Genomic DNA, 26980 nt, shown 5'->3' with positions numbered 1-26980 from the left:
TCAATTAATCTCGCCAAAACGAATAAAGATCATCGTCTTCATCTTCCACATCAAACGTATCCAACTGATCCAACCCAATCCACTCAATCGCTGCCGAACTACCCACTGCATTACGCCACAACATTTCCAGCGCATCCGGGCCATCATCATGGTCTGCTTTCGGGAAATGGCGTAACTGGGAAATCAGTGTAGCTTGCGAGCTATGCAACAAAATTAAACTATTTGCCATGTGGGGTTGTAGGCTCTCAATACGCAACATTTTGTCTGTATTTGGTTTAGTCGCCGTCGCTGGAACAGGAATGCCACGTTGTGCCGAGCGTTTCACTAATTCATCTTTTAAAAACTCTTGGAATTGCACCGTTTCAACAAACCAACGCTGACAGTGGTATTGCTTCTGCATACGGATCACATCTTCAATAATTAAATCAGGCAGACGTTTTTTCACTTGCGCTTCCACCACATATAACTTGCCTGTTTCTCGATGATATCCGCCCACTAAAATGGCAGAGGGGTCTCTGCTTGCCCCTGCTTTTCCTAAGGATGGGTCAAGTGCACCGAAATAAATTAAATTCGCTGGCAATTCCGTCCAATAAGTCAAACTATTAGCAAACATCGCATCATCACTGCTTAACGGGTCATTTTGATATTCAGAATCAAAGGTGGCATGCCCATCACGAGCGCGAATTTTCATCAAGGTTAAAATCGGGCGAGCAGCCCAGCTTACTACCGCACCTTTATCCATTGCCGCTTGATTTTGCGTATAGAAAGCATCAGCTACCGCTTCGCCTTCGTTTAAGTAGAAGTCCTCCCACTTATCCCATAGGCTCATATCATCAGGCTGACGAATTAAGGCTTTAAACTTGGCTGTCTTCCACGCTTTACTCGATAAAGTGCGGTTTAAAACACTGTCGTAATGGAGAATAGTCCCGATATACACTACATCTAACTTATCCCCAGCCGCGCCCAACGGAAGGACAGTTTTCTTCAACCAATCGTGCAATTTGTCACGCTGTTCAGGGCTACGCACTTGTTCGTCATTTTCAATATCATCCAGTACCACCAAATCAGGACGATAAGCACCGTGGCGTAAACCACGCAATTTCTTGCCAGAGCCTGCTACTTGCACTTTTTGATTGGCTTTTGTGATAATGGTTGCCGCTTGCCACACACGCCCTTGTCCTGCTATTTCAGGGAAATCAATGCGCAAACGTTGGTTAAATTCCAACTCTACTTTAATGGCTTCCAACATTGGATAGGCTTGGTCGATACTATCCATCACAATCAACGCATAGCGTTTTTTCTGTGTCACAAGACAGTAAAGTGTAAAGAGCTGGGAGACCAAGGTCGATTTAGCTTCACCACGTGGCGCAGCAATGGCTAAATGCACTGATGATGGCTGTTGTAATACTTGTGGCAATTGCTCAAAAAGATAGTTATGCAACTGCGAACGAGAGCGAGAACGCACATAATGCAGAAAGTAATTCGACACAAAAAAGTCATAGCCCGAAACAGGATCTAGCACCTTTTTGCGTCGCTCACTAATGGCAGCAAGAGAATCATCCCACCCCTCAAACTTTGCCTCGACCTTTTGTCGCAAGCTGTCCGAATAGGCTTTTAATTCTGCTAATAATTCTTTATTTTTCATATATCTCCGCTGTTTACCCAGGGTAGGTATACCCTGGGTTACGCATAATGCTACTCCGATGGGGTAGGTTAGCGTTCCCCAAAGGGGAACCACTATGGCTATAATTAGCCGTGGGTATACCTACCCACGGTGACTATCACGCCTTAAATTCCTTATTCAACAACTCCCCAAACCCTTCCAATAAGTCCGCAAACTTATTAATCAGCTCAGGTTTATTGGCTTGGGCGAATATGATTATTTGCGTATTCCCATGCTCATAATTTCATTATGCGCCTTTACCTATGGATTTTGGCTGTTGATGTTTTCCAAAAAAATCATTTGTAGCAAATATATTTCCCGTAAAAAACTCATCGTTTTATATTGGATTGTATTTATCGTGATGATTTTTTTCTTAACCTATCCAACAATTTTGCCTTGGATTTTAGAATTAGCTAATTAGGAATAAAAATGAAGAAATTATGTACCGCACTTTTGCTTTCGCTGTTTGCAATTTCTTTCGCTCATGCGAATGAAACCAAACAAATTGTGCTAAAAGTAAAAGAAATGAATTGCCAGCTTTGTGCTTACTTAGTCAATAAAGAACTGCGTAATATCGATGGCGTTATTTCAACAAAAGCATCTATTAAAGATGGTTTAGTGACGGTTGTGGAAGATCCAAAAGTCACAAATCAGCAATTATTCGATGCGATTCACAAGCTGAAATATACAGCTGAAGTCGTGAATTAAACGTTAAATATCTAGCAAAAAGTGCGGTGAAAACTCACCGCACTTTGCTTTAGCTATTAAATATGATAAACGCAATATTATTCAGCATTTCCGCTTAAAAATCCGCCACTTTGATGATTCCAAAGTTTAGCATATAAGCCATTGAGCTCTAGTAATTCAGCGTGCGTACCTTGTTCAACAATTTGTCCTTTATCAAGTACGATCAGGCGATCCATCGCTGCGATGGTGGATAAACGATGGGCAATGGCAATCACAGTTTTATTTTCCATCATCTTATCGAGACTTTCTTGTATCGCCACTTCCACTTCTGAATCCAGCGCACTTGTGGCTTCATCTAACAATAGAATTGGCGCATCTTTTAACATGACACGAGCAATAGCAATACGCTGACGCTGACCACCAGAAAGTTTTACCCCGCGTTCTCCCACATGGGCATCATAGCCTTTTCTGCCTTGAGCATCAGTGAGGAATGGAATGAAATCAGCGGCTTCCGCTCGTTCAGCAGCTAAAACCATTTCTTCATCAGTAGCATTCGGGCGACCATAAATAATATTGTCACGTACAGAACGATGCAGCAACGAAGTGTCTTGAGTGACTAAACCGATTTGGCGACGTAAGCTTTCTTGTTGCACATTGAGTACATTTTGTCCATCAATGGTAATTTCGCCTTGTTGTGCTTCATAGAAACGCAGCAACAAGTTCACGATCGTTGATTTTCCTGCGCCAGAACGACCGATCAGTCCGACTTTCTCCCCTGGTTTGATAGTGAGATTAAATCGATTGAGCAATGGTTTTGTTGGATCATAAGCAAAGGTAATATCGTTAAACTTAATTTCCCCTTGTTTCACTTGTAACGGCGATGCTTGTGGTTTATCTACAATGGTATGAGGTTTAGTTAAAGTATTCATTCCGTCGTTTACGGTACCGATATTCTCAAACAATCGGGCTGATTCCCACATAATCCAACGAGAAAGCCCGTTTACGCGTAATGCCATTGCAGTTGCCGTTGCTATTGCACCCACACCAACTTGACCATTTTTCCATAAAATAATGCCAAGTATTGCGGTGCTTAATGTAAGTAGAATATTTGTAGCGTAAGTGAGCGTGTCTAGTGATGTTGCTAAACGCATTTGAGCGTGTACTGTTACCATAAAATCTTGCATCGAACGCTTGGCATAAGTGGCTTCACGCGAGCCGTGAGAAAATAATTTTACTGTAGCAATATTGGAATAAGCATCTGTAATACGTCCCGTCATTAAAGAACGAGCATCAGCTTGTCGTTGTGCAGTTTTTGATAGTTTAGGAATGAGGGTTCGTAGGATCAAACCGAAGAGTATAATCCAAGTAATGAATGGTAATAAGAACCAAGAATCTAATGCCACTAGAACTACGCCAGAGGTAATAAAATATACCAATACATAAACGAACATATCTGCAAGTGTAAGTACTGTGTCACGTACTGCAAGGGCAGTTTGCATCACTTTTGCGGATACTCTACCTGCAAATTCGTCTTGATAAAAACTTAAACTTTGTCCAAGCATTAAACGATGGAAATTCCAACGTAACCGCATTGGAAATACGCCTTGTAAGGTTTGTAAATGCACGGTGGAAGCTAAAAATCCCCACACAATACTAATAAGTAATAGGGTAGCCATTCCAATTAATAAATGACCTTTTTCTTGCCATAATTTTTCAGGTGTAAATGTGCCTAACCAATCTACAAGCGTTCCCATAAATTGGAATAATACAGCTTCCATTACACCTGTACCTACGGTTAAAATTGCGAGCAAAAAAATCCAGCCTTTCATTCCTGTAATACTAGACCAAATAAAACGGAACAAACCTTTTTTAGGTGTTGTTGGATTGCTTTCTGGATAGGGATTTAAACGATTTTCAAACCACGAAAAAATTTTGTTAAACATATCTTTTCCTTAAAAAGAAAAGGCAACGTGGGTTGCCTTTTAGAAGTGCATATTATTATAGCACAAAAACAAATCAACTTATAGGCTGACAGATTTTCTGTATTGGCTTGGAGAAAGTTGGTAGTAATTTTTAAAAACTTTACAAAAATGCGCTTCTGATTGATACCCCACTTCTAAAGCAATGGCAAGCACAGATTGTTGTGATTGTTTTAATAAAAACGCCGCAGATTGTAACCGCACTTTCGTGAGAAAACGTCCTGGCGACATACCAATATGTTGTTGAAAGATACGAATAAAGTTTGCACGAGACATTGTTGCAAGTTCAGCTAATTGTTCAATATGCCAATCATTTTGAGGTTGTTGTAATATTGCGATCAGTGCAGTATTTAATCGCTTATCTTGCAAGGCAAATAAGATGCCTTGTTCAATTAAATTTTGTTGAATAGCGTGGCGTAAAATATAAATTAAAAGTACATTTGAAAGTGCATCAACGACGGATTTCGTACCCGCATCATTTTTTTGCGCTTCTTGTAAAAAAAGCTGTACTAAAGGATGAATTGGCGTGTCGCATAAATTTATATGTAAATATTCAGGCATTGATGCTGTAAGAAGTGCATCTTGTTGATAATAAAAATTACCGCAGAACATTTTTAAATCTGGTGTACCTCGTCCAATCTGATGTAACTCAAATAATCCTTGATGACTTTTTTTTGTAGGAATATCCGCTCTTTTATTTGCTGAATAATGCATAGAGTGCGGTTGATTTTGAGGAAGAAAAAAAACATCCCCCTCTTTTAAATGAAATTGTTTTTCATTTAGTGTAAGCCAGCACTCGCCTTGTTCAATAAGATGGAATATGCCTTTTCCTGCATCCTTTTCTTGATGAGATATTTGCCATTCGCCTTGAAATTCACAGCGAATATTAATTTCTCCACGCACTTGTGCTAAATGGGTAAGTTTATCTAAATAGTCCATAATGAGATGTTAGCGATAAAAATTGAGATAAATAAGCAAGTATCATAATCTAATCCGCCTATAATTTGCCACACCAGTTGGTTATTAATTCAATATATTTAGGAGAACATTATGTTTACAGATTGGAAAGAACACACATCTCACGTTAAAAAATCATTTGGTGAATTGGGTAAACAATACCCTAAAATGTTACAAGCTTACCAAGCATTAGGCGCGGCAGCTGCAGAGGGCAATGTGCTTGACGCTAAAACTCGTGAACTTATCGCATTAGCCGTTGCTGTAACAACGCGTTGTGAAAGCTGTATTAGTGCACACGCAGAAGAAGCGGTAAAAGCTGGCGCAAGCGAAGCTGAAGTTGCTGCTGCATTAGCAACAGCTATCGCATTAAATGCAGGTGCAGCTTATACTTATTCTTTACGTGCATTAGAAGCATATAGCGTACAGAAAGCTTAATTACTCATCATTCCATAAAGTTAAGTTGATTAAGAGAAAGGGAGCATTTTTTTAATGCTCCCTTGTTTTGTTAAGGTTGTGTTTTAATAATACACCACTCTATTTTTCAAGCGATGCCTCCCCTAAAGGGAATGACTTCGTAAATTGTTCATATTCTTTTGGATTTTTCTCATTGTCAGTAAAAAACGGCAAACCGATCAAACGATAATGCGGTGTATCTTTTTGCAGAATCTTATCCTTGCCATATTCTGCTGTGATGGCTTCTAAAAATTCTTTTTTCCACATATCCGTCTCCACTAAATGCTCACCTTTGGGTTCAATGAAAATTTGGTAATGCAAAAAGTCGTTTACACCATTGGAAGAAGATTTTTGTTTGTCTTTCAGCAATAAAATAAAGTCCGGCATAAATCCTTCACCATCAGCAAAGTTATTCAATTTAAACACTTCTTCATTACGGATTAAATGAACATCATATTTAGACTTCAAATCGCCCAAACGCTCTGAAATAAATTGAATTAACGCTTCTTCCAAACTCGTTCCAGCAAAATTATCCATCACATACCAATCATTTTGCGTGGCAATGGCAGTTTTTACATCATCTTTTTTGACCCATTTTTGTTTTGGTGTGCCAAAAATTTCCCATAATTTTTTAGGCGTAAATTCTTTTGTACCGATAAATGGCTTATCACTTTCATTGAGATGTTTTTCAACCTTTTCCAAGATTTTCAGGCAGCCTGCAAGTTTGTCATCTGGGCTAATCTGTTTATCTTGCCCCAATCCCAAAAATTCAATTTGCCAATCTTTTAACAAGTTATTTTGCAATTCATTGCGATTTTGAATGTTGAGTTTGCTTTGCAAGCGATCGAAATGGAATAAAGATTGACTATTTTTTCCTTTGATATGCAAGGCTTTATTGAAAATGTGTCGCTCCATTTCACTCATTTTTATGGTTCGAGGAAAATTATTTTGTGTGCCAAGTTGCAAGGCTATTTCATCATTTTCATCGGCTGTAAATTGCGTTTCCTGCAACAATTTGCCGTGAACTGGGAATGGAAGCGGTTGCGGTGGCGGATTGGCTTTTAGGCTGTCTGCATTATTGGCTTTGGCATTGGGATTGGGGATTTTTTTATTCGCCCAAATCAATAAGTTTTTAAAATTTTCATTATCTGCAAATTCAGATTTTAGTTTGAATGTGGTTAAAACTTTATCTTTATCGTTTTCGGGAATAAAGCCATCTTTGCGAAGTTCTGCTTTTAATTCTGAAATATAGCGGGATTGCTCATCGTGCGTGTAATAAAACAATTCTTCCAAAATACGCAATTCGTGTTGCATATCGTTGTCAAATTTGCGTTTATTCGGCTGTTTATCTTCAAACGAAAATGGAAAATAACGCACGCCACGACCAATTAACTGCTTTTCCGATACGGTAGCGGCAGCCGTTTTGCCCGATTTTTTATTTGAACCGCCGCCGTTTTGCCCTTCATATAAACGCACAATATCAAACAAATTCAGAACGTCCCAACCTTCAGTTAATCTGTCCACCGTAAAAATAGCGCGGATCGGATTATCAGCCGCTTCCAAATTATTTAGCAATTTTTCCGTTTCACTGTCGGTTTTTTCTTTTTTGGTTTTGTTGGTTTTGGAGTTGGTAATAATCACATTATGTTTTTGATAATTTTGTTTTACCCAATTTGCTAAATGTGCAAACTCAAAGCCATTTTCCCGCATAAATTTTAAGGCTTGTTCGGTGCGGGTTTTGCCTTGTTCGTTGGCGTTATCGCTATCGTTCAGGCTTGTTGAAAATGTCGTTAAAAACGAAAAATCATCCGCTTGCACATTTTCTACCCAATTTAAAAATGCCAAATAATCCGCTTTTGATTCATCAATCGTCTTATTTCTAAACAACATCACAGGCTTGAAATTGGCAATGCCATATTTCAATGCGATTTGATGGCGATACCAGGCAAACAATAAAGCGTGCAATACTCGCTCTTTTTTGTCCAGTGTACTGGATACCAAATTGATTTCTTTGGTATAACCTTTTTGCAAAAATTCTTTTAACCCAAATTTTGTGATGATTTTATCAGCGTATTTTTGTTGCACGTCAGCATTTTCAGGCAGCGTGGCAGTAAATTCCAACAGCACATTTTGGCTAGGATTACCCTTTTTATTGAGTAATAATTCCAAAACTGTGTGTTCCCAGCCTTTGCGTTCAATTTCGGCATCGCTAGTTCCGTTAATTTCCTTTTCTAACTCTAATTCGCCTTGTTTTTTGCTTTTGGTTTGAGCGTTTAAATGGTGTGCTTCATCGCCCAGCATCACAAGATTCAATTCGTGCAAATCCGCCAATGTGATTTGGTTTTCTCGTACAGCGTGGATATCGTTATGCAGTTTTTGAATGCTGGTAAATTTAATTTCAATGCCGTCTGAATGTAGGCTAAACGTTTCCACTTTGCGAATAGGAATAACCTTATCGCCCTGCAAAATTTTTGGCTGAAATAAAAATTTCGCGTGCGTTGGGTCAATAAAATTATTTTCCGTTTTATCCACGATATTGTTTTGATTCACAAAAAACAGAAAATGCCGATACCCTTTTTCAAAATAATACAAAATCAATGCCGCCATCATCATCGTTTTGCCTGCACCTGTTGCCATATTAAATAGCAAATGGGTAGGGCGGTTTTTGATATCGGGAAAATCCTTTAATTTTGAAGTGCGGTCAAAAATCACAAAGTTTTCTAAAGCCGATTTTTGCCATTCAAAAAACGGATATTTCAAATTATTTGAAACAAATTCAGGCAGCCTGTATTTTTCATCATCTCCGTCTTCCAAATACACAGCTTTGCGGTTTTCAATTACTTCAAACAACGTTTTATCATTCGCCATCTTTTTTCTCCGCTTGATTTTTTACTGGTTGATAGAACGCACGGCTTAACGTTTTATCGTCATCGTTCAGGCAACCTGCAAATTGTTCATCGTCCATTTCGGATAATGAAACATACATTTGATTTAAATCTAACATTTCAAGCACCATTTGTTTTTGTTCGTCCAATGGCAAAGATTGAAATTCAGGCTCGTTAATCATTTGACTAAATTCATCCACGCTGACGTTGTATTTTAGGAAATAGCGTTCGTATAATTCATTAAACAGTGTTTTGATGTCGTTTGAATTTTCGCACGCCAAAATTTGTTGTTTTGCGGTTTCGTTAAATGGAGCAAGTTCGGCATAAATAAACTCGCCACCGCCTTGCCAGTTTACAGCTTTGGAAATACCGCCTTGCTCGCCTTTAATCACTTTTTTCAAGCGTTCAACGGCAAGCGTTTCAATATAATCCATTTGTTCAATACCGATGTATTGGCGGTTCATTTTGTGAGCAACGGCGGCGGTTGTGCCACTGCCTAAATGGTAGTCTAGGACGATGTCGTTTTCGTTAGTATTGATTTCTAAAAGTGCTTGAATAAGTTTTTCAGGTTTAGGGCTATCAAAATCTTCACGATTAAAACCTAATTTTTCAATTTCATCTTTTGCCACTTTTAAAGAACCGTGTTCTAATAATAAGTTTGCGTATAATTTTGCGTCGCCCAATTTATAATCTTGACTATATTTTTTTAGATAAAAAATACCGCCTTTAATTTCATATTTTACACCAGGCTTGATTTTTCCATTTTCATCTAAAATATTATTACCAATCGTCCAACGTTTGCCTTCAGGTGGATAAAATGTTCCTTCGGCAGTAATAATTGGAAAAACCATTGTTTCCCTTTTATATGTACCTTCATTAGTCTTTACTGGATTTTCTAAATTGTATTCCCTGCCATTTTTATCGGTATATTTATATTTTCGTTTAAATTCTTGCAAATTTGGAGTAATACTTTCAAAGTCTTTAGCATACATTAAAATACTTTCAGTAATAGTTCCAACACCATCTTTTGTATTGCTAGCGTTTCCTTTTTTCTTCCAAGTAAATGTAGTAACGTAATTTTTTCGTGTAAAAATTTCGTCCATTAAGACTAATAAATATCCATATTCAGGGGATTCACGAAGTGAGCTAGGAGAATTATCAATTTGAACAAGAATAACCCCATCATCAGCTAATAAAGTTTTCGCAATTTCCAAGCGGTTTTTCATAAAAGTCAGCCAAGTGGAATGACTGAATTTGTCGTTATATTTAAAACTATCTTCCCCTGTATTATACGGCGGATCAATATAAATCAGCTTAACTTTACCTTTAAACTGTTTGGCAAGCGAATGCAGGGCTATTAGATTATTGCCTTTGATAATGAGATTTTCAGCTGGTGTGCCGTCAAAATGGCGTTTGATTTCGCCAACGGCTTGTTTGCCATCTGCGGTATAGCGAGAGAATTTTGAGAATGCTTTTGCGTCAAAAAGTCGGTCAATTTCATCAAAAGCAAGGGTTTGATTAAAAAAGATTTCTTGTCTTTTTCGGGTTAATTTAGTGTATAATTGGCTGGCTGGCTGGCTGGCTGGCTGGCTGGCTGGCTGGCTGGCTGGCTGGCTGGCTGGCTGGCTGGCTGGCTGGCTGGCTATTATTGCGTTTAAAATAAATTTCTTCGCCTTCTTCGGTGCTTTGTCCGCCATTTAACACACAATCTTTAAACGGAAAATCCAACACAATATCCGAACTGTCTTTCAAAAAGCGGTTGCCGTCCGTCAAGCCAATGCGATTGGCGTATTTTGTGTAGGAATTATTGATGCGGTGTTTGTCCAAGAAAAAACGAAAATCCTGCAATTTAAACACCAAAACACCATTCACTTCCACAAAGAAATGGCGTTTTAAATCATCATTCCCCAATAACAACCCGATAATGGTCGGGTCGGTTTTTTCCACCAAATCTAACAGAATGTTTTTGGCTAAAATGGTTTTTTCTTCGTTTTCCCATACTTTTTCGTGTGATCGCAGGGCTTGGGTTAATTCGGTTTGAATGTCTGTCTTCATCGTTATCAATCCTCATAAGTTATTTTAATGTGCTATTACAAAGGAATAGCAGAGTGTTTAGGTATATTTATCGACCGTACAGGTTTAATTACTCTCTTAACCTGTTTTCTTTGACTCACAGAAGTCAAAAAATTTTGTTTATCTGTATCAAATTTTAGTGAAGCATCAACACAGTATTAAAACACAGCCTTTGTTAAACCTCTAAAACTGTTCTAGTGCTTTTTTCACTGGGGCAAAGCTACGACGATGTTGCGGTAACGCGCCAAGTTCAGCTAATTTTTCCAAATGTAATTTGGTCGGATAGCCTTTATGCTTGGCAAAAGCGTATTCTGGATATTGCTTGTCTAATTCTTCCATTTCTTGGTCTCGTGCCACTTTCGCCAAAATAGAGGCTGCACTGATTTCAGCCACAATACTATCGCCTTTTACGACGGCTTGCGCTGGAATAGCTAAATCTTTTGGGATCTTATTGCCATCAACCAACACAAAGTGCGGTTGAATTTTTAAAGATTTTATTGCTCGAGTCATTGCCAGCAAGGAGGCTTGCAGGATATTTATCTCGTCAATTTCGTTAGCTTCAGCTCGTCCTAATGCCCAAGCAAGGGCTTTTTCTTTGATTTCTTCAGCAAGGGCTAAACGTTTTTTCTCAGAAAGTTTTTTAGAATCAGCGAGTCCTTCAATTGGATTATTCGGATCCAAAATAACGGCAGCCGTGACAACCGCCCCAACTAAAGGGCCTCGCCCAACTTCATCAACGCCAGCGATCAATTCATAGCCTTGTGGATATTCAAACATTTTCTTTTCCTTCTAATAAATCAATGACCGCTTGAGCCGCTTGCTTATCGGCATTGCATTGAATTTTTTGGTGTAAATCCGTGAAGTGCTGAATTAAAACAAGGCGATTTTTTACCGCACTTTCATCATCAGAAAGATAAGCAGATAGTTTTTCAGCGAGCAATTCTGGCGTGCATTCTTCTTGAATCATTTCAGGCACGAGCATTTCATTCGCAAGCAAGTTTGGTAAAGAAATATAATCAGTTTTCACTAAACGTTTTGCTAAGAAATAGGTCAGTGGTTTCATTCGATAGCCTACCACCATTGGGGATTTACAAAGCATTGCTTCAAGCGCTGCTGTTCCTGAAGCAAGCAGTGTTGCATCAGCGGCGATCATTGCTTGTCGTGCATTGCCGTCAATTAAATGCAGGTCTAGATTTGGCGCAATTTTAGCTTTAATGGATTCAAATTGAATTCGTCGTTTTTCGTTTACCAAAGGAACGAGCAATTGCAAATCTGGGAATTGTTCTTTTAATAATAAAGCGGTTTTCAAGAAAGGCTCAGCCAGAAATTCCACTTCTGAACCACGACTTCCAACTAGGATAGCTAAATAGCGTTGTGCGGGATCAATCTGTAGCATTTGGCAGGCTTCGGCACGGTTTGGTTTGAGCGGAATAGCATCTGCCATTGTGTGTCCAATAAAACGGCAAGGGACATTAAATTTATCGTAAAAGGCTTTCTCAAAAGGCAAAAAGGCAAGAACTTGATGGGTCGCTTTGGCAATTTTATGGATACGATTTTGACGCCATGCCCATACAGAGGGGCTCACGTAATGAATGGTTTTAATTCCGTTAGCTTTGAGCTTGAGTTCTACATCCAAATTAAAATCAGGCGCATCAATGCCGATGTAAACATCAGGTTTTTCTTGCAACATAGTTTGAATGACATTTTTACGAATTTTCAGCAAACGAGGAAGATGTTTTAATATTTCAGCCAATCCCATGACTGAAAGCTCTTCCATATCGACGAGCGTTTTACAGCCTTCAGCCAACATTCTTGTGCCTGCAATACCAATAAAGCGCGCATTAGGATAATGTGCTTTGAGCTGGCGAATTAAACCAGCACCGAGAATATCACCAGATACTTCTCCTGCAACAAGAGCAATGGTTGGATTTGTTTTGTTCATCAAATTTATCCTAAAAAATAACCGCACTTTGGTGTGCAAAGTGCGGTTGAAAATGAAGAAGTTTTATTAACGAATAATTCCGCGAGTTGAACGTTTGAAAAATTCAACAAAAAAACTGATCGCTGAATCGGTTTCCGCAATTTGCTCAATTTCTGGTAACACTTCTTCAAGTGTTTTACCGCCACGATAGAGCATTTTATAAATGTTACGGATTGTGTGCATGGTTGGTTTATCAAAACCACGACGTTTCAAACCCTCTAAGTTTACGCCAAATGGACGGGCGTGGTTGCCTTGCGCCATAACATAAGGCGGTACATCTTGGCTTACCATAGAACCACCGCCTAACATAACGTGTGCACCAACAATCACAAATTGATGAATCGCTGACATACCGCCAACAATCACGAAATCATCTAATTCTACGTGACCTGCAAGCGTTGCATTGTTTGCCAGAATACAGTTATTTTTAATTTGGCAATCGTGTGCAACGTGAACATTAACCATTAATAAATTGTTATTGCCAATAGAGGTTACGCCACAGCCTTGAATCGTGCCACGATGAATTGTCACGTGTTCACGAATTCGGTTGCTATTACCAATAATGGTTTTTGTAGCTTCGCCTTTATATTTCAAATCTTGGTTTACTTCGCCAATACTAGTGAATTGATAAATTTCGTTATCTTCGCCAATCACGGTATCTCCACGTACCACAACGTGAGATTTCAATACAGTGCGAGCTTTAATTTCAACACTGCCTTCAATAATACAGAAAGGTCCAATAAAAACATCTTCGCCAATTACCGCACCTTCTTCAACGAGGGCAGTTGGATGAATTTTTGCACTTGGGTGGATCATATTTACCCCTTAATTAACGACGAGCGCACATTAGTTTTGCTTCACAAGCGATTTCGCCGTTTACGGTGGCAACGCCAGTAAATGAAGTGATACCACGGCGTTCTTTAATCACTTGAACGTTTAATTCCATTTGATCTCCAGGTAACACCGGGCGTTTAAAGCGCGCTTCATCAATACCTGCGAAATAGAATAATTCACCGCCTTTGAATTCGTGAGTTTTAAAGGCTAAAATGCCCATTGCTTGTGCCAAAGCTTCTAAAATTAAAACGCCCGGTAAAATAGGTTCGCCCGGGAAGTGACCTGTGAAACAAGGTTCATTGACGCTGATATTTTTAATCGCTTTTAACCATTCGCCTTCTTTAAAATCCAATACGCGATCCACTAACAAAAATGGGTAGCGATGTGGCAATAAAGTCATAATTTCTTTTGATTCGATCACTCTTGGTTGTTGTTCTGACACGTTGATACCTTACAAAAAATAAACAAATAAAATCTGTCGGATTATACGATATTTATAGCTAAAAATAAAATGTACTCAATATAGCCTAGTGTTTAGGACGAATATCAATGGCAGGATCGTCATCTTTACGATATTTTTCATCAATTCGTTTTTGCAATCCAAAGTCATTTTTATCCGATTCGTTAGAAAATAAATCTTCTGTTTGCGTTAATTGAGGATTTTGAATTCCTATCCAATTTGCAATCCCTTCTAAGAAATTTAAACCTGATTTAAACACCTTATATTCTTTGCGTTCCATATCATCTGATGAAATTTTGAATAGCGGAATATTATGGTGCTCTCGGCTGAAACAGTTTTGATTGAACAAAAGTATATTGTTTTTTTCATCTTGTTGGTGGCACAAACCGTGATCTGAGAAATAAATCATTGAAAAAGTGCGGTGATTTTTCTTCACGTTTTCTTCAAGCTGATCATATACACGTTTTAAAAATTCGTCAGTTTTCTTAATAGATGAAACATAGCAATTTAAATAACCATATCTCGGATTAAGATCTTTATCATCAAAGATTTTTGGATAATCTTCGATACGATCGCAAGCCATTGGGTGTGAACCATAAATATGCAACACAATAAAACGTTTTCCTTGAACAGAATTTTCTAATACTTGGGCGAATTTGGGTAATAAATCAAAGTCACTAAAGTTAGTCGAATTAAAGCTTCCGCCTTTTTTCAAGAAAAAGGTTTCATCAGATTTTGAAGCGAGGGATGAAACGGGCGTATCGAATTTACCGAGCATACCTTGATTAGAAAGCCAATAAGTTTTCACGCCTGCAGATTTGATGAGATCTACTAAACTCAAACTGTAATTGGGTTCCCATTTTTCTTTGTCTGGAAAGGTTAGCATTAAACGAAGTGAGGCGACGGTATTTGTTCCTGCTGAACGAAAACCATCAATCAACGTGCCTTTAGCGTTAGACATAAAGGGGGTGTTTTCTATTGGATAACCGTAGGCATGGTGGTAATCTTTCCGCGCACTTTCTCCGAGTACAATTACATAATCATCATAGCGTGAATTTTCTAATGTTGATTTTCCCCAGTTATCAGATTGAGAGATTTGTTTTAGTTTTTGTACTTCATCTACAATTTTTAATGTGGAACTTACCGTTTCTTTAATCGGTTCAGCAAGCGGCATGTTGTAAGCAAAAAGCAATGTCGCCAAGGCAATAAATGTTTTATTACGATAAAATTTTATGCCAAATTTCACCGCACTTTTGTACTGAAGAAAAATCAAAATAGGAATGGCGAAAGCAATTAAGTAACTACTCACTGGAATTTGCAATAGAAATTCCTTCGTTTCCAATATATCTGTCGCGAAAAGCGAGGCGATATATTGATAGCTTGGAGGACCAAAATTTAGCCCCGTAGGTGTATAAAAAGCATGCAGTAACGTAAGAGGTAGCAAAATAAAATAGAAGGATTTTTTACTGCTGCTTAATAAGAGAATAGTTATTGTCGCAAGCAGAATAAGATCTACAGTTGGTTCTGTAAACATCCCAGAACCGATTAAAATAAAATAACCCGCGAATGCGGCACAAATCACCGCAAAAAGTGCGGGCAAAATTTGGCTTGTTTTTTTCGTGTTCATCATTGTCTTCCCTGAAAAGAAAATATCGCTATTATCCACCTTTCACTCAGAATTTCCATATTTAACTTCTTCACTCTTGAGCGGTTATTTTATAGAATAAGCCAATTTTTTTAAGCCAGAAGGAAAAAACAATGAGCCAACCAATTTATAAACGTATTTTATTGAAATTAAGCGGTGAAGCATTACAAGGAGAAGATGGTTTTGGTATAGATCCTGCGATTCTCGATCGTATGGCTGTTGAAATTAAAGAATTAGTGGAGATGGGTGTGGAAGTTGGCGTCGTTCTTGGTGGCGGCAACTTATTCCGTGGTGCAAAACTAGCAAAAGCGGGAATGAATCGCGTGGTGGGCGATCATATGGGAATGCTTGCTACGGTGATGAATGGTTTGGCAATGCGTGATTCTTTATTCCGTGCTGATGTGAACGCAAAATTAATGTCCGCTTTCCAATTAAATGGTATTTGCGATACTTATAACTGGTCTGAAGCAATCAAAATGTTACGCGAAAAACGCATAGTCATTTTCTCTGCGGGAACGGGAAATCCATTCTTTACCACTGATTCTACCGCTTGTTTGCGTGGTATTGAAATTGAAGCTGATGTTGTGTTGAAAGCGACTAAAGTTGATGGTGTGTATGATTGTGATCCAGCGAAAAATCCTGATGCAAAACTTTATAAAAATTTAACTTATGCAGAAGTGATCGATAAAGAATTAAAAGTGATGGACTTATCGGCGTTTACTTTAGCTCGCGATCATGGCATGCCGATTAGAGTGTTCAATATGGGTAAACCTGGGGCATTACGTCAAGTAGTGACAGGTACTGAAGAAGGTACCACTATTTGTTAGTGAATGTTGAAAAGAATAATATTAAAGAAAATACATAATTAAATTAAGGACTAAACTTTTAATTCATTGAGTTTAGTCTTTTTAATTTAAATAAAGCATTACGGCAGGAATGAAAGTTTTCGTAAATTCTGTTTAGTCTTCATAGTTGGATTATTTAGATATAAAAATCTGCACTCTAATAAGTGAGAAAGTTAATCAAACTTTTAGAATGCAGATTAATTTTTATAAAAAGTCAGTTTAGGCTACAGTGAGTTGTCCCGCATATAAAACAAAGAAACGTAAACAGAATACCCCAATTAAGTCAAAAATTGACACCAAGATAATAAAGTTACGATTGTATTTTAAACGGTCATTAACAAACATATTGGCGATTAATGGGATCAAGATACCGATAATCAATACTCCAACCCAGAATATCGCTCCCCAAAAACCAGATAAGGCATTATGTAAGGCAACTGTTTTTTGTCCGCCACCAAAATGTAAGCCAACGAAGAAACACACAAGCAAACCAAGTTCTGTCACCATAATTGGCACTTCAAATTTGTGGATGAAGTGCGATTCGTGAGAATCACCTTTTAGTTTTCCTGCAATTAAGATAATTAAGAAGGTTGCAGCAATACCAGATGATGTGCCAGAGGCTAAGAATAATGCGGGTAATACTGGGTTATTCAACATTGGATAGCTAATCAATGCAGAAAGTAAGAACCCTGTGTATGCACCAAGCACTGCAGCCAATATGAAAAGAATAACTTCGACTGGACTTGCAATACGTTCTGCAATACCGATGAGTTTCATCACAAATTGCAGTTTTGGTATAAAGCGATTAATTAATGCTTCGATTTCTTTTTTGAAAATCACTACACCCCAAATTACTAAAAATAACATATAGATTTGGAATAGCATGACCCCCATCGACATTACGGAGTTGAATTGATAGTTAAACATCAATTTCCAGAATGTCCAAGGTCGAGTCAAGTGGAAAATTAATAGCGTTAAACCAATTAATGTTGGCACAGATCCTAAAATTACCCCAGATCGAATAATCCAGTTTTGGCTTAGATTTTCTAGTTTATTACTGCGTTTATAGGCAATTGCTAACTGTACTGCACCAGATGAGATCCCCAATAAAAACAAGTAGATCGCAATGGTATAATCCCACACTAGATTAGGCGTATGAAATGGAACTGGATAATCTAACGTCATCTTCTAGGCTCCCCATGTTGGAATGGAATGTGATATAAGTTTGGTTGTGTACCTAATTCCACTTTAGTGCGATAAACTGATTTTTCTTTCACTTTACGTGAAACTGCACTTGTTGGATCATTCATATCCCCAAAGGTTAATGCTTTGGTTGGGCAAGCTTCCACACAAGCCGGTTGTTTACCATTGGCTAAATTTGTATCTCGGCAGAAGTTACATTTATCTGCGGTACGATGTACTGGATGAATAAAACGTACACGATATGGGCAAACTGCTATACAGTATTGGCAGCCTACGCATAAATCTTTATGTACATCTACAATGCCAGTCTCTTTATCAATAAAAGATGCGCCAGTTGGACAAACTGCTACGCAAGGTGCATTTGTACAATGTTGGCAAGATTGACGGAAGAACTCGTATTCTTGATTTGGAAATTCCCCATAAGGTTCACTACGTAGAATCTCTAAGCGAGAAACGCCTTCTGGCACTTGGTTTACATCACGACAGGCGTCCATACAGGCTGTACAGCCGATACACGCATTTTCATCATGTATCATTGCGTAACGTTTAGGTTTATCTGCCTTGTTTTCTTTTGCAAAAGCAGGTAAAGATGTCCCTGTCATAAGGATCATTGCCCCCATGCCAGAAACAAAGTTTCGGCGTGAGCAGACTGTCATTGTTTATCCTTTTGTTCGGTTAGTTTATCTTGTTCAGCTTTACGTTTTTGTTGTTTGCCATGGCAATCTACGCAAAGTTTAACGCGTTGTTTTGGTTGAATACCTTTCATTGCGTCTTCTTTAGGATGAAGAGTATGGCAACTTGCGCAAGGCAATTTCATTGCGTGTACATCATGAGCCCATAATTTTTCACGAAGTTTGTCAGGTTGATGGCAAGCAAAACAAACTTGGTTTTGTTCTTGAACTGAATACATCGGTTTTTTATTACCGAAAATATCCCCTTCAAAACGCATAACATCTTTAGCACCACGACGGTGATTTTCAGAAATGTTACCGTGACAGCTTACACAAGTAATTGCTTTACCGTTATTTGGATTTTTCTTATCTAAATGTGCGCCGTGAAATTTACCAAAGTGGAGTTCGCCACCAGACTGTTCTAGCGTTTGGTTTTTATCTATTTTGTCGAATTTATGGCATTTAGCACAATATTGATTAGGATCGCGTTGGTTATCTAATTGCGGTTCATAAGTAACATGATCCGCAGGTTTTTGTGCATCATCGGCATAAGCCAAAAATGGCAATGCTACAAATGCCGCACTTAACGCTAACGCTTTTGCAGATTTGTTGATTAAAGAAGTTAAATTCATTTGGGTTACCTCAAATTTGACCTTGAAAATCACCGCACTTTCCAGTTTGCACTAAAAAGTGCGGTGCATTTTTCATTTATTTTTGTGCTGGTGGATCAACTAATAAGCCTTTTTCTCTAGCTTGTTGTTCCCATTGTGGTACCACAGTTTTTAAGAATTCTTCTTTCGCTTTACGTTCTTTTTCAATATCAATACCCATTACTTTCCACGCTTTATCAGCAGTTGAAATATCTGGGATTTGAACTGGAGTTTTCACACCGCGTTTAGTTAAGATTACAGCAAGTTTAGTACGTGCGTCTGCTACTTTATCTAAGCCAGAAGCTAATACACGAAGTACTACTTCAGGCGCATGCATATGACCACCATGGCTTGCAGCAGTGTAATCCCAACGCCATTGAGCATGACGAATATCCATTAATGCTGCTTCCATTTCTTCTTTAGTTGCACCTGCGTCCCAAGCCTCTTTTGCTTCAAAGTGAGCTTTGACAACTTGGTCTTCTAAACGACCCATTACATCTTTCACTTCTTTTTTACGTGAAGTAACAATATCGCGTAATTTTTCTTTGCTTTGATCGTGACAATTTGCACAAGTGCTGTCAAATGCCTCAAATGGATTTTGAATTTGGTGATCGGTGTAAACTTTACCGTCCGCACCTTGTACTTTTGGCATATGGCAATCTACACAAGTTACCCCATTTTTACCATGCATACCTAAAGACCAAATTTCAAAGTCAGGGTGTTGTGCTTTTAACATTGGTGCTTTAGAAAGTGAGTGAGTCCAGTCAGTGAAACCAATATCATCATAATATTTTTCAATATCATCTACGGTTTGACCATTATCCCAAGGGAAAGTTACTTGCTTGATGTCCCCTGCAAAATAGTATTCAACGTGGCAGTTTGCGCAAATTTCTGCACGTTTTTCAGTACGCGCCGCCGTGTTGAAGCTTAAATTGTTGTGTGGGCGACCTTCTGCTTTATCTTTTTCAGCAGTGGCTTTTTCTAAAGCATCAAGGGCGCGTAATACGTGTGGACGAGCAATACGTAATGCAGGTTTGCCTTCAGCAAAATCTTTAGAGGTTGTGTCGTGACAGTCAGCACAGCCAATTGAGTTCACGATTTCAGGCCCTCCCTTTGCCCATTTCGCATTGAAATAATCTTTCTCACCCCATTCCGCGATTAAACGTGGAACATCAGGACCTTTACATGTCCAACATGCCATAGCTTGAGGGCCATCATTTGCAGTTTTTGGCGCACCTGTACGTAAAATATTACGCACATCTGTTACCGCATAAAAGTGACCGCGTGGTGCGTTATATTCTTTTGCAAATGCATAACCACCCCAAAGTACGATTAGGCGCGGATTTTCTTCATCAGCATAAATAATGTTTTCGCCATCGCCGTTTGCTGTAGAACGCCAGCTGTTATATTGATTTGGATATTTTTCTGCAAATTTTTCATTTACAGATTCAATTTTCAAATCAGGTTTTGCGGGTTCAACAGGTTGTTCTAATGGCTTATATACAAGCTCAGCAGTAGCTGAGTTAAATAAGCTTAAACTCGCGAAAGACGCTGCCACAATAAGGCTTTTTTTGAATGCGTTCACGATAATTACTCCATTTGTTGTAATAAAAAGGTTAAGTAGAAAGTTGAGAATTATTATTAATATCCACACAAAACGTAGATATATATTTTCATTCAAGCGTAAGATACCAAAAGAAAAAAGTTTTTCTACTCGCAGAATGCTAAAGTTTGAGCTTGATCAAGCTTATCTTTTAAAATACCAAAAAAGAGGTATATTGTTGTTTTGAATAAATTAAGGCGGTATAAAACCGCCTTAATTTTGAGTATTATTATCATTAGTATTGACTAATAATATTTGCTATTCTTTTATCTGATATTTGATATTTCGTACCTAATTGTTGTGCAAATAAACTTACGCGCAATTCCTCGATCATATAGCGAATTTCTGCTACTTCATCGGAAATAGGTTTAGATTTTGGCAGTTTAGCCAGTAATTGTTGGTAAGCCTGTTGTACTTGCTCTACGCGTAACATCGCAGCACGATCACGGTTTACATCTTGAGCCAACTTATCAATACGTTTATCAACGGCTTGCAGATAACGTTGTAAATCTGGTAGGCGATCATAACTGCTCTTTTGCACAAAACCTTGATACACCAAACCTGCAAGTTGCGATTTGATGTCGGATAATGCAAATGCCATCGTGAAATCCATTTTGCCTTTAAGGCGTTGGTTAAGTTGGTAAGTGAGAGTGAGAATCTGCTCCACTTTCTGCGCAATATCCACAGTCACTTGGTTAAGGTTTTCTCGTACAAAATCACGCAATTTTTCAAAGCCAGCTTCATCCCAAACAAAGCCGCCAAAATCGGTAATCAGTTTATCCACGGCACAAGCGATACAGTCATCAATCAAATCTAAGACACGACCGAACGGGGTAAAATACAGACCCAATTTGGCTTTATTCGGCAGTTTTTCGTGCAGATATTTAATCGGTGACGGCACATTGAGCAATAACAAGCGACGTAAACCTTGTTGCATTGCCACCGCTTGTTCAAATTCCGTTTCAAACAGTTTGATACCTACGGCATCTTTTTCATCTACGATGGCAGGAAAGGCTTTCACACTGAAACCGCGCTGTTTTTGTTCATAACATTGCGGCAGCTCGGCGAAGCTCCAAATATGCAGCCCGCTTTGCTCAATACCATCATCTGCCACAGCAGAAATGCTTTCTTGTACACGATCTTTTAAGTTGAATTTCAGCTCATCCAAATTCATGGATTCCGCGATTTTCTTGCCGTTTTCATCTACCACGCGAAATGTCATTTTTAAATGGCTTGGAATTTGTTCCCAATTCCACTGTTCCGCCTCAACGGTAACGCCTGTCATACGACGCAATTCATAAATTAGCGTATCCAATAGTGGTTTTTCCAACGGCACGGCTCGACTTAAAAAAGCTTGGGCATAATTAGGTGCAGGCACGAAGTTACGGCGATAAGATTTCGGCAGAGATTTAATCAACGCAATCACCAATTCTTCACGCAAGCCTGGAATTTGCCAGTCAAAGCCGGTCATTTCCACTTGGTTAAGCAATGGCAATGGAATATGCACGGTCACCCCATCTGCATCGGTGCCTGGTTCAAATTGATACGTCAGTTTGAGTTTCAAATTGCCTTGATGCCAAAAATTCGGAAAATCCAGCTTGCTCACTTGTTCCGCATCATCATTAATCAAGAATGAGCGTTCAAAATTAAGCAATTCAGGATCTTTTTGCTGCGCCTTTTTCCACCAGGTATCAAAATGTTTTTGGGAAACCACTTCCGTACCAATACGCTGATCGTAAAATTCAAAAAGCGTGCGGTCATCCACCAAAATATCGCGGCGGCTTTTGTGCTCCAATTCCTCTACTTCTCGAAGGAGTCGTTGATTTTCTTTGAAGAATTTATGTTTGGTATTCCAATCCCCTTCCACCAAGGCAGATTGAATAAAGATCTCACGGCTTACCCTTGGATCAATAGCACCGTAATTCACTGGTCGTGCAGCCACAATCGGCACACCGTAAAGCGTGACTTTTTCATCTGCAATCACGGCACCACGAGATTTCGACCAACACGGTTCAGAATAGGATTTTTTAATTAGATGCTCGGCGAGAGGCTCAATCCATTCTGGCTCAATTTCCGCCACCATACGCCCCCAAAGTTTGGAAGTTTCCACTAATTCTGCTGCCATTACCCATTTCGGTTGTTTTTTGAAAAGCACGGAATTAGGGAAAATCGCAAAATGCGCATTGCGGGCGCCGAGATATTGTTGTTTCTCTGCTTCTTTTAAGCCGATATGAGAAAGCAAGCCACTTAAAAGTGCGGTATGAATTTGCTGATATTCTGCTTTTTCGGAATTAATCGGTAAGCCCATTTCACGCACGGTTAAGCGAATTTGATGATAAATATCCTGCCATTCGCGAATACGTAAATAATTTAAGAAATCCTTTTGGCATTGACGACGGAATTGGTTTTTACTCAATTCTTTTTGTTGTTCTTGTACATAACGCCAAAGATTTAAAAACGCCAAGAAATCTGATTTTTTATCGGCAAAACGGCGATGTTTTTCATCGGAAGCTTGTTGTGTTTCTTGTGGGCGTTCACGCGGATCTTGAATGGATAACGCAGAAACGATGATCATCATTTCATAAACGCTGCCAAAATTGACCGCACTTAGGAGCATTTTGGCAAGGCGCGGATCAACAGGGAGCTGCGATAATTGACGACCAGCAGCCGTTAATTGACGTTTTTTGCCTGCTTTTTTGGTGCGAACCATTTCAAACGCACCTAATTCTTCCAACAGTTTTATCCCATCTTGAATATGGCGTTTATCTGGTGCATCAACAAATGGGAACGCTTCAATATCATCCAAACCCAATGCTGTCATTTGCAAAATAACGGAGGCTAAATTGGTGCGTAAAATTTCAGGATCGGTAAACTCCGGACGAGAATTAAAATCTTCTTCCGAATATAAACGGATACAAATCCCTTCACTCACACGACCACAACGACCTTTACGCTGATTAGCCGATGCCTGTGAAATAGGTTCAATCGGTAAACGTTGTACTTTGGTGCGATAGCTATAACGGGAAATGCGCGCTGTACCTGGGTCAATTACATATTTAATGCCAGGTACGGTCAATGAGGTTTCTGCGACGTTGGTCGCCAATACAATGCGATTTAAACCGCTTGGATGGAAAATTTTATTTTGTTCTTGCGCAGACAATCGAGCAAAGAGCGGTAGAATTTCCGTGTGTTTTAGATTTTGTTTTTGTAAAGCTTCGGCGGTATCACGAATTTCACGCTCTCCGTTCATAAAGATCAAGATATCGCCTCGACCTTCTGCTTGCAGTTCATCCACCGCATTGAGAATACCTTGTAGCTGATCTTGATTATCTTTCTCTGCAATAGGACGATAACGCACTTCCACAGGATAGGTTCTGCCTGACACTTCAATGATCGGTGCATTATTGAAATGTTTGGAAAAACGTTCCACATCAATGGTCGCAGACGTGATGATAAGTTTTAAATCACGACGACGTGGTAAAAGCTGTTTCAGATAACCGAGAATAAAATCGTTGTTTAGGCTACGTTCATGGGCTTCATCGATAATCAAACAAGAATATTGATTGAGAAAACGATCGTTTTGAATTTCCGCTAACAGGATCCCGTCAGTCATCAATTTAATTTGTGTATCATCACTAATTTGATTGTTAAAACGAACCTTATAACCAACTAAACCGCCAAGATCCGTTTTCAGTTCTTCCGCAATACGTGCCGCCACCGAACGAGCGGCAATACGGCGTGGTTGAGTATGACCAATCATGCCCAAATTTCCGAAACCTAATTCCAAACACATTTTCGGCAATTGAGTGGTTTTACCTGAACCAGTTTCCCCTGCCACCACAATGACCTGATGTTCAGAAAGCAGTTTTTGAATATCTGCTTTGCGTTGGCTAACAGGTAGGCTTTCTGGAAAAATGATGGGATTTTGCACCGCACTTTTCCGTTGTTCTACACGTAATCTTGCTTGTTCAATTTGCTGTTGGATTTCATCTGCAACGGCTTGTTGTGCCTCTAGGTTTTTAATCTTACCGATGCCATGGATGCGGGCAGATAAACGGCGTTGATCCACCAGCATAATATCGTTGAGTTTTGAAAAGAGAGATTGTTGTATCGGATTTAATTCACGTTTGACTGATTTGTTCTTCATACTGATTTACTTTTAAAACCACCGTAAGCCAAGCAAAGCCAACCAATTAAAAATAACGTTCCGCCAATTGGTGTTACCCAAACTAGGAACTTGCCTGCACCAAGCGTAAGTACATAAAGGCTGCCACTAAAAAGAAGGATGCCGTACGTCCAAGCCCCTGCAGCAAAATTAGCCATTTTGTTTGTAACCAATGCTTCACGGCATAATTGCAAAATGCCAATCGCTAAAATCGCAATGGTGTGGAACATTTGATATTTCACACCAGTTTCAACCCACGCTAATTCTTTAGGTTCTAAAACTTTACTTAATCCATGTGCCGCAAAAGCACCAATTGTCACACATAAAAAACCGCTTAATCCCGCGATAAATAACCATTTGTTTTTCATTTAAATTTTCCCTAAAAATAAAGCTAATATCCCTGCAGCAATAAGGGGACCAACAGGAATTCCACCCAAAAATGCTACACCAATAATTGTGCCGATAAGCAAGCCAGTGACTAAAATCGGTTGTTCGCCCATTAAAGGCACACCTTTGCCAGCAAGCCATGCCACAAGCACTCCAACTGCAATAGAAAGAGCCATTTTCCAACTAAGAAAACCTGATAAATCAGGCAACTGAATTTTCCCTGAAACTAAGGGGCTTAAAACCCCAATGGTTAAAATAATGATACCAATTTTAACGCCATATTTTTCGAGCAAAGGAATGTGAGAAGATAAAAAAGTTTGCTGCATAATAAGTAATACAGCGGCAGAGATGGTAATTGTGCTATTGTTGCTTAATACGCCAAGAATAAGAAGTATAACTAGTAATAGAGCAATAGTATTGAATTGTAATGTCATAAAGTGCGGTTAAAAAAATGGAAATTTTGATAAATATTCTAGCATAGAAATTCGTAAAATTATTTTCCATTGTTGTTGAGAAAAAGATGAATAGGGAAGTTAAAAAGGGTTCATAATGAACCCTTTTATTTAGTTAGTAAAATTCTTGAATAATTTATTCTTCAAATTTACCTTTTTTTTCTTTATTGATGGTGCATTTCGCACTAGCCCAAATTGCAAACAATACACCCACTACCCAAATCGCATATAACATTCTATTTCTCCTTAGTATAATGAGTGTTTATTTTTATCAATGAAATTAGCATCTAAACGACCAAACATTTTTGAGTAAGACCAAATAGTATAAGCTAAGGCAATGACCACAAAAACAACTGCAAAAATCAGCATTAATGTTAATGTTAATTCACTTGAAGTTGAATCCCACATTAATAAACTTTGTTCAGGATGTGAACTTGAAGGCATCACAAATGGGAACATTGATACTGCTGCAGTAATAATCACACCAGCCATTGTTAATGCAGAGAAGAAAAATGCAAAACCACAACGATTCGCTTTAGAAAATGCAGCATTTAATAATGCAGCAACTACAGCTAACGCAGGGAAAATCCAAAGAATTGGCATTTCATTGAAATTTCTAAACCACGCACCAGTTTCTACAGCAACTTCTTTATTCATTGGAGACGATGGAGCGAAATGATCGATAGTGCTAGTAACTACATAACCATCTTTAGAATATAACCATACGCCAGCTAATACGAATGCAATTAAAGTCACAATAGAACCAATTTGACTTACTGAACGAGCTCGATCACGTAAGACTTCAGTGGTTTTCATTTGCAACCAGTTTGCGCCATGAGTCACAAGCATTGATAAGCTAATAACACCACATAATAATGCAAATGGATTTAATAGCTCAAAGAATGAACCTGTATAAGTTACTTGAGTCAATTCGTTAAAATGGAATGGAACACCTTGTAATAAATTACCAAAAGCCACGCCAAATACTAATGCTGGTACAAAACCACCTGCGAATAATCCCCAGTCCCAAACAGAACGCCAAGTTGGATTATCAATTTTTGCACGATATTCAAAACCCAATGGGCGTAAGAATAACGCTGCCAAGACTAATACTAATGCAATGTAGAAACCAGAGAAGGATACTGCATATACAATTGGCCACGCAGCAAATACCGCACCGCCTGCAGTTAATAACCAAACTTGGTTACCATCCCAATGGGGAGCAATAGTGTTGATCATAATGCGGCGTTCCACTTCTTTTTTACCTATTACTGGTAAAAGTGCGGTCACGCCCATATCAAATCCATCAGTTACAGAGAAACCAATCAATAATACAACAACTAACACCCACCAAATAAAACGTAGAAATTCATAATCAATCATAATT

At 38.7% G+C, this 26980-nt stretch carries 22 protein-coding genes and 1 pseudogene; 4 read left to right on the top strand and 19 right to left on the bottom strand.

The features are described 5' to 3' along the window. Window positions 1-4: 4 nt before the first annotated feature. Window positions 5-1645 carry a phage terminase large subunit gene (gene terL / locus DQN24_RS08545; RefSeq protein ID WP_111695717.1) on the bottom strand — a complete coding sequence of 547 codons (1641 nt, stop codon included), beginning with the start codon at window positions 1643-1645 and terminating at the stop codon, window positions 5-7. 214 nt (window positions 1646-1859) lie between these two features. Here terL and DQN24_RS08535 point away from each other — a divergent pair. Further along, window positions 1860-2084 (top strand): annotated as a pseudogene (locus tag DQN24_RS08535) (hypothetical protein); the annotation flags it as partial. 8 nt (window positions 2085-2092) lie between these two features. Next, window positions 2093-2371 carry a heavy-metal-associated domain-containing protein gene (locus DQN24_RS08530; protein WP_005651690.1) on the top strand — a complete coding sequence of 93 codons (279 nt, stop codon included), beginning with the start codon at window positions 2093-2095 and terminating at the stop codon, window positions 2369-2371. 77 nt (window positions 2372-2448) lie between these two features. Here the strand turns inward: DQN24_RS08530 and DQN24_RS08525 are convergent, their stop codons facing one another. Together DQN24_RS08525 and DQN24_RS08520 are read right to left on the bottom strand one after the other, a co-directional pair. Beyond that, complete coding sequence (locus tag DQN24_RS08525) at window positions 2449-4293, bottom strand: ABC transporter ATP-binding protein (RefSeq protein WP_111695716.1); 1845 nt, start codon at window positions 4291-4293, stop codon at window positions 2449-2451. A gap of 78 nt (window positions 4294-4371) precedes the next feature. Further along, window positions 4372-5268 carry a cupin domain-containing protein gene (locus DQN24_RS08520; protein WP_005665936.1) on the bottom strand — a complete coding sequence of 299 codons (897 nt, stop codon included), beginning with the start codon at window positions 5266-5268 and terminating at the stop codon, window positions 4372-4374. 111 nt (window positions 5269-5379) lie between these two features. Here DQN24_RS08520 and DQN24_RS08515 point away from each other — a divergent pair, with 111 nt between their 5' ends. Then, the gene (locus tag DQN24_RS08515) at window positions 5380-5721 is read left to right on the top strand and encodes a carboxymuconolactone decarboxylase family protein (RefSeq protein ID WP_005651693.1); all 342 of its coding nucleotides are present in this window, start codon (window positions 5380-5382) and stop codon (window positions 5719-5721) included. 99 nt (window positions 5722-5820) lie between these two features. On the opposite strand, the gene DQN24_RS08510 is transcribed toward DQN24_RS08515, so the two are convergent. From DQN24_RS08510 to DQN24_RS08480, 8 genes are all read right to left on the bottom strand, one after another. Next, window positions 5821-8607 (bottom strand): DEAD/DEAH box helicase family protein, encoded by a 2787-nt coding sequence (locus DQN24_RS08510; RefSeq protein WP_111695715.1) that lies wholly within the window; start codon window positions 8605-8607, stop codon window positions 5821-5823. Continuing rightward, window positions 8597-9937: a site-specific DNA-methyltransferase gene (locus DQN24_RS08505; protein ID WP_197711755.1), complete on the bottom strand. Its 1341-nt coding sequence runs from the start codon at window positions 9935-9937 to the stop codon at window positions 8597-8599. Before DQN24_RS08505 ends, DQN24_RS08510 begins: the two co-directional genes overlap by 11 nt. Window positions 9938-10175: 238 nt before the next feature. Continuing rightward, a complete protein-coding gene (locus tag DQN24_RS09255) occupies window positions 10176-10679 on the bottom strand; it encodes a site-specific DNA-methyltransferase (protein WP_172453992.1) in 504 nt (167 codons plus the stop codon). 201 nt (window positions 10680-10880) lie between these two features. Further along, window positions 10881-11474: a ribonuclease HII gene (gene rnhB / locus DQN24_RS08500; protein WP_111695714.1), complete on the bottom strand. Its 594-nt coding sequence runs from the start codon at window positions 11472-11474 to the stop codon at window positions 10881-10883. Then, a complete protein-coding gene (gene lpxB / locus DQN24_RS08495; protein WP_012055378.1) occupies window positions 11467-12639 on the bottom strand; it encodes a lipid-A-disaccharide synthase in 1173 nt (390 codons plus the stop codon). Before lpxB ends, rnhB begins: the two co-directional genes overlap by 8 nt. A 66-nt stretch (window positions 12640-12705) precedes the next feature. Then, window positions 12706-13494: an acyl-ACP--UDP-N-acetylglucosamine O-acyltransferase gene (gene lpxA, locus DQN24_RS08490; RefSeq protein WP_021034894.1), complete on the bottom strand. Its 789-nt coding sequence runs from the start codon at window positions 13492-13494 to the stop codon at window positions 12706-12708. A gap of 13 nt (window positions 13495-13507) precedes the next feature. Then, window positions 13508-13912, bottom strand: a complete 405-nt coding sequence (gene fabZ, locus DQN24_RS08485) for a 3-hydroxyacyl-ACP dehydratase FabZ (protein WP_050838232.1) — start codon at window positions 13910-13912, stop codon at window positions 13508-13510. A gap of 127 nt (window positions 13913-14039) precedes the next feature. After that, the gene (locus DQN24_RS08480) at window positions 14040-15599 is read right to left on the bottom strand and encodes a phosphoethanolamine transferase (RefSeq protein WP_041175403.1); all 1560 of its coding nucleotides are present in this window, start codon (window positions 15597-15599) and stop codon (window positions 14040-14042) included. A gap of 131 nt (window positions 15600-15730) precedes the next feature. On the opposite strand from DQN24_RS08480, the gene pyrH reads away from it, so the two are divergent. Continuing rightward, window positions 15731-16444 carry a UMP kinase gene (gene pyrH / locus DQN24_RS08475; RefSeq protein WP_005662848.1) on the top strand — a complete coding sequence of 238 codons (714 nt, stop codon included), beginning with the start codon at window positions 15731-15733 and terminating at the stop codon, window positions 16442-16444. 237 nt (window positions 16445-16681) lie between these two features. On the opposite strand, the gene nrfD is transcribed toward pyrH, so the two are convergent. From nrfD to cydB, 8 genes are all read right to left on the bottom strand, one after another. Then, the gene (nrfD, locus tag DQN24_RS08470) at window positions 16682-17647 is read right to left on the bottom strand and encodes a cytochrome c nitrite reductase subunit NrfD (protein WP_005669842.1); all 966 of its coding nucleotides are present in this window, start codon (window positions 17645-17647) and stop codon (window positions 16682-16684) included. After that, window positions 17644-18321 (bottom strand): cytochrome c nitrite reductase Fe-S protein, encoded by a 678-nt coding sequence (nrfC, locus tag DQN24_RS08465; protein WP_021034896.1) that lies wholly within the window; start codon window positions 18319-18321, stop codon window positions 17644-17646. Before nrfC ends, nrfD begins: the two co-directional genes overlap by 4 nt. Next, entirely contained in the window at window positions 18318-18968 is a 651-nt protein-coding gene (nrfB, locus tag DQN24_RS08460; protein ID WP_111695713.1) for a cytochrome c nitrite reductase pentaheme subunit, read from the bottom strand. The genes nrfC and nrfB overlap by 4 nt, the downstream gene beginning before the upstream one ends. Window positions 18969-19044: 76 nt before the next feature. Further along, window positions 19045-20571 (bottom strand): ammonia-forming nitrite reductase cytochrome c552 subunit, encoded by a 1527-nt coding sequence (gene nrfA, locus DQN24_RS08455; RefSeq protein ID WP_005662840.1) that lies wholly within the window; start codon window positions 20569-20571, stop codon window positions 19045-19047. Between the two features lie 253 nt (window positions 20572-20824). After that, the gene (hrpA, locus tag DQN24_RS08450; protein ID WP_111695712.1) at window positions 20825-24736 is read right to left on the bottom strand and encodes an ATP-dependent RNA helicase HrpA; all 3912 of its coding nucleotides are present in this window, start codon (window positions 24734-24736) and stop codon (window positions 20825-20827) included. Next, entirely contained in the window at window positions 24733-25122 is a 390-nt protein-coding gene (locus tag DQN24_RS08445) for a DUF423 domain-containing protein (RefSeq protein ID WP_021034900.1), read from the bottom strand. Before DQN24_RS08445 ends, hrpA begins: the two co-directional genes overlap by 4 nt. Further along, complete coding sequence (locus tag DQN24_RS08440) at window positions 25123-25575, bottom strand: DUF441 domain-containing protein (RefSeq protein ID WP_005690764.1); 453 nt, start codon at window positions 25573-25575, stop codon at window positions 25123-25125. A 264-nt stretch (window positions 25576-25839) separates the two neighbouring features. Continuing rightward, a complete protein-coding gene (gene cydB / locus DQN24_RS08435) occupies window positions 25840-26976 on the bottom strand; it encodes a cytochrome d ubiquinol oxidase subunit II (protein ID WP_021034903.1) in 1137 nt (378 codons plus the stop codon). Window positions 26977-26980: the final 4 nt, after the last annotated feature.

This window comes from Haemophilus influenzae (assembly GCF_900475755.1).
Lineage (GTDB): Bacteria > Pseudomonadota > Gammaproteobacteria > Enterobacterales > Pasteurellaceae > Haemophilus > Haemophilus influenzae_D.
The sequence above is the reverse complement of the archived record's forward strand: the minus strand, read 5'-3'. Positions and strand labels throughout refer to the sequence as shown.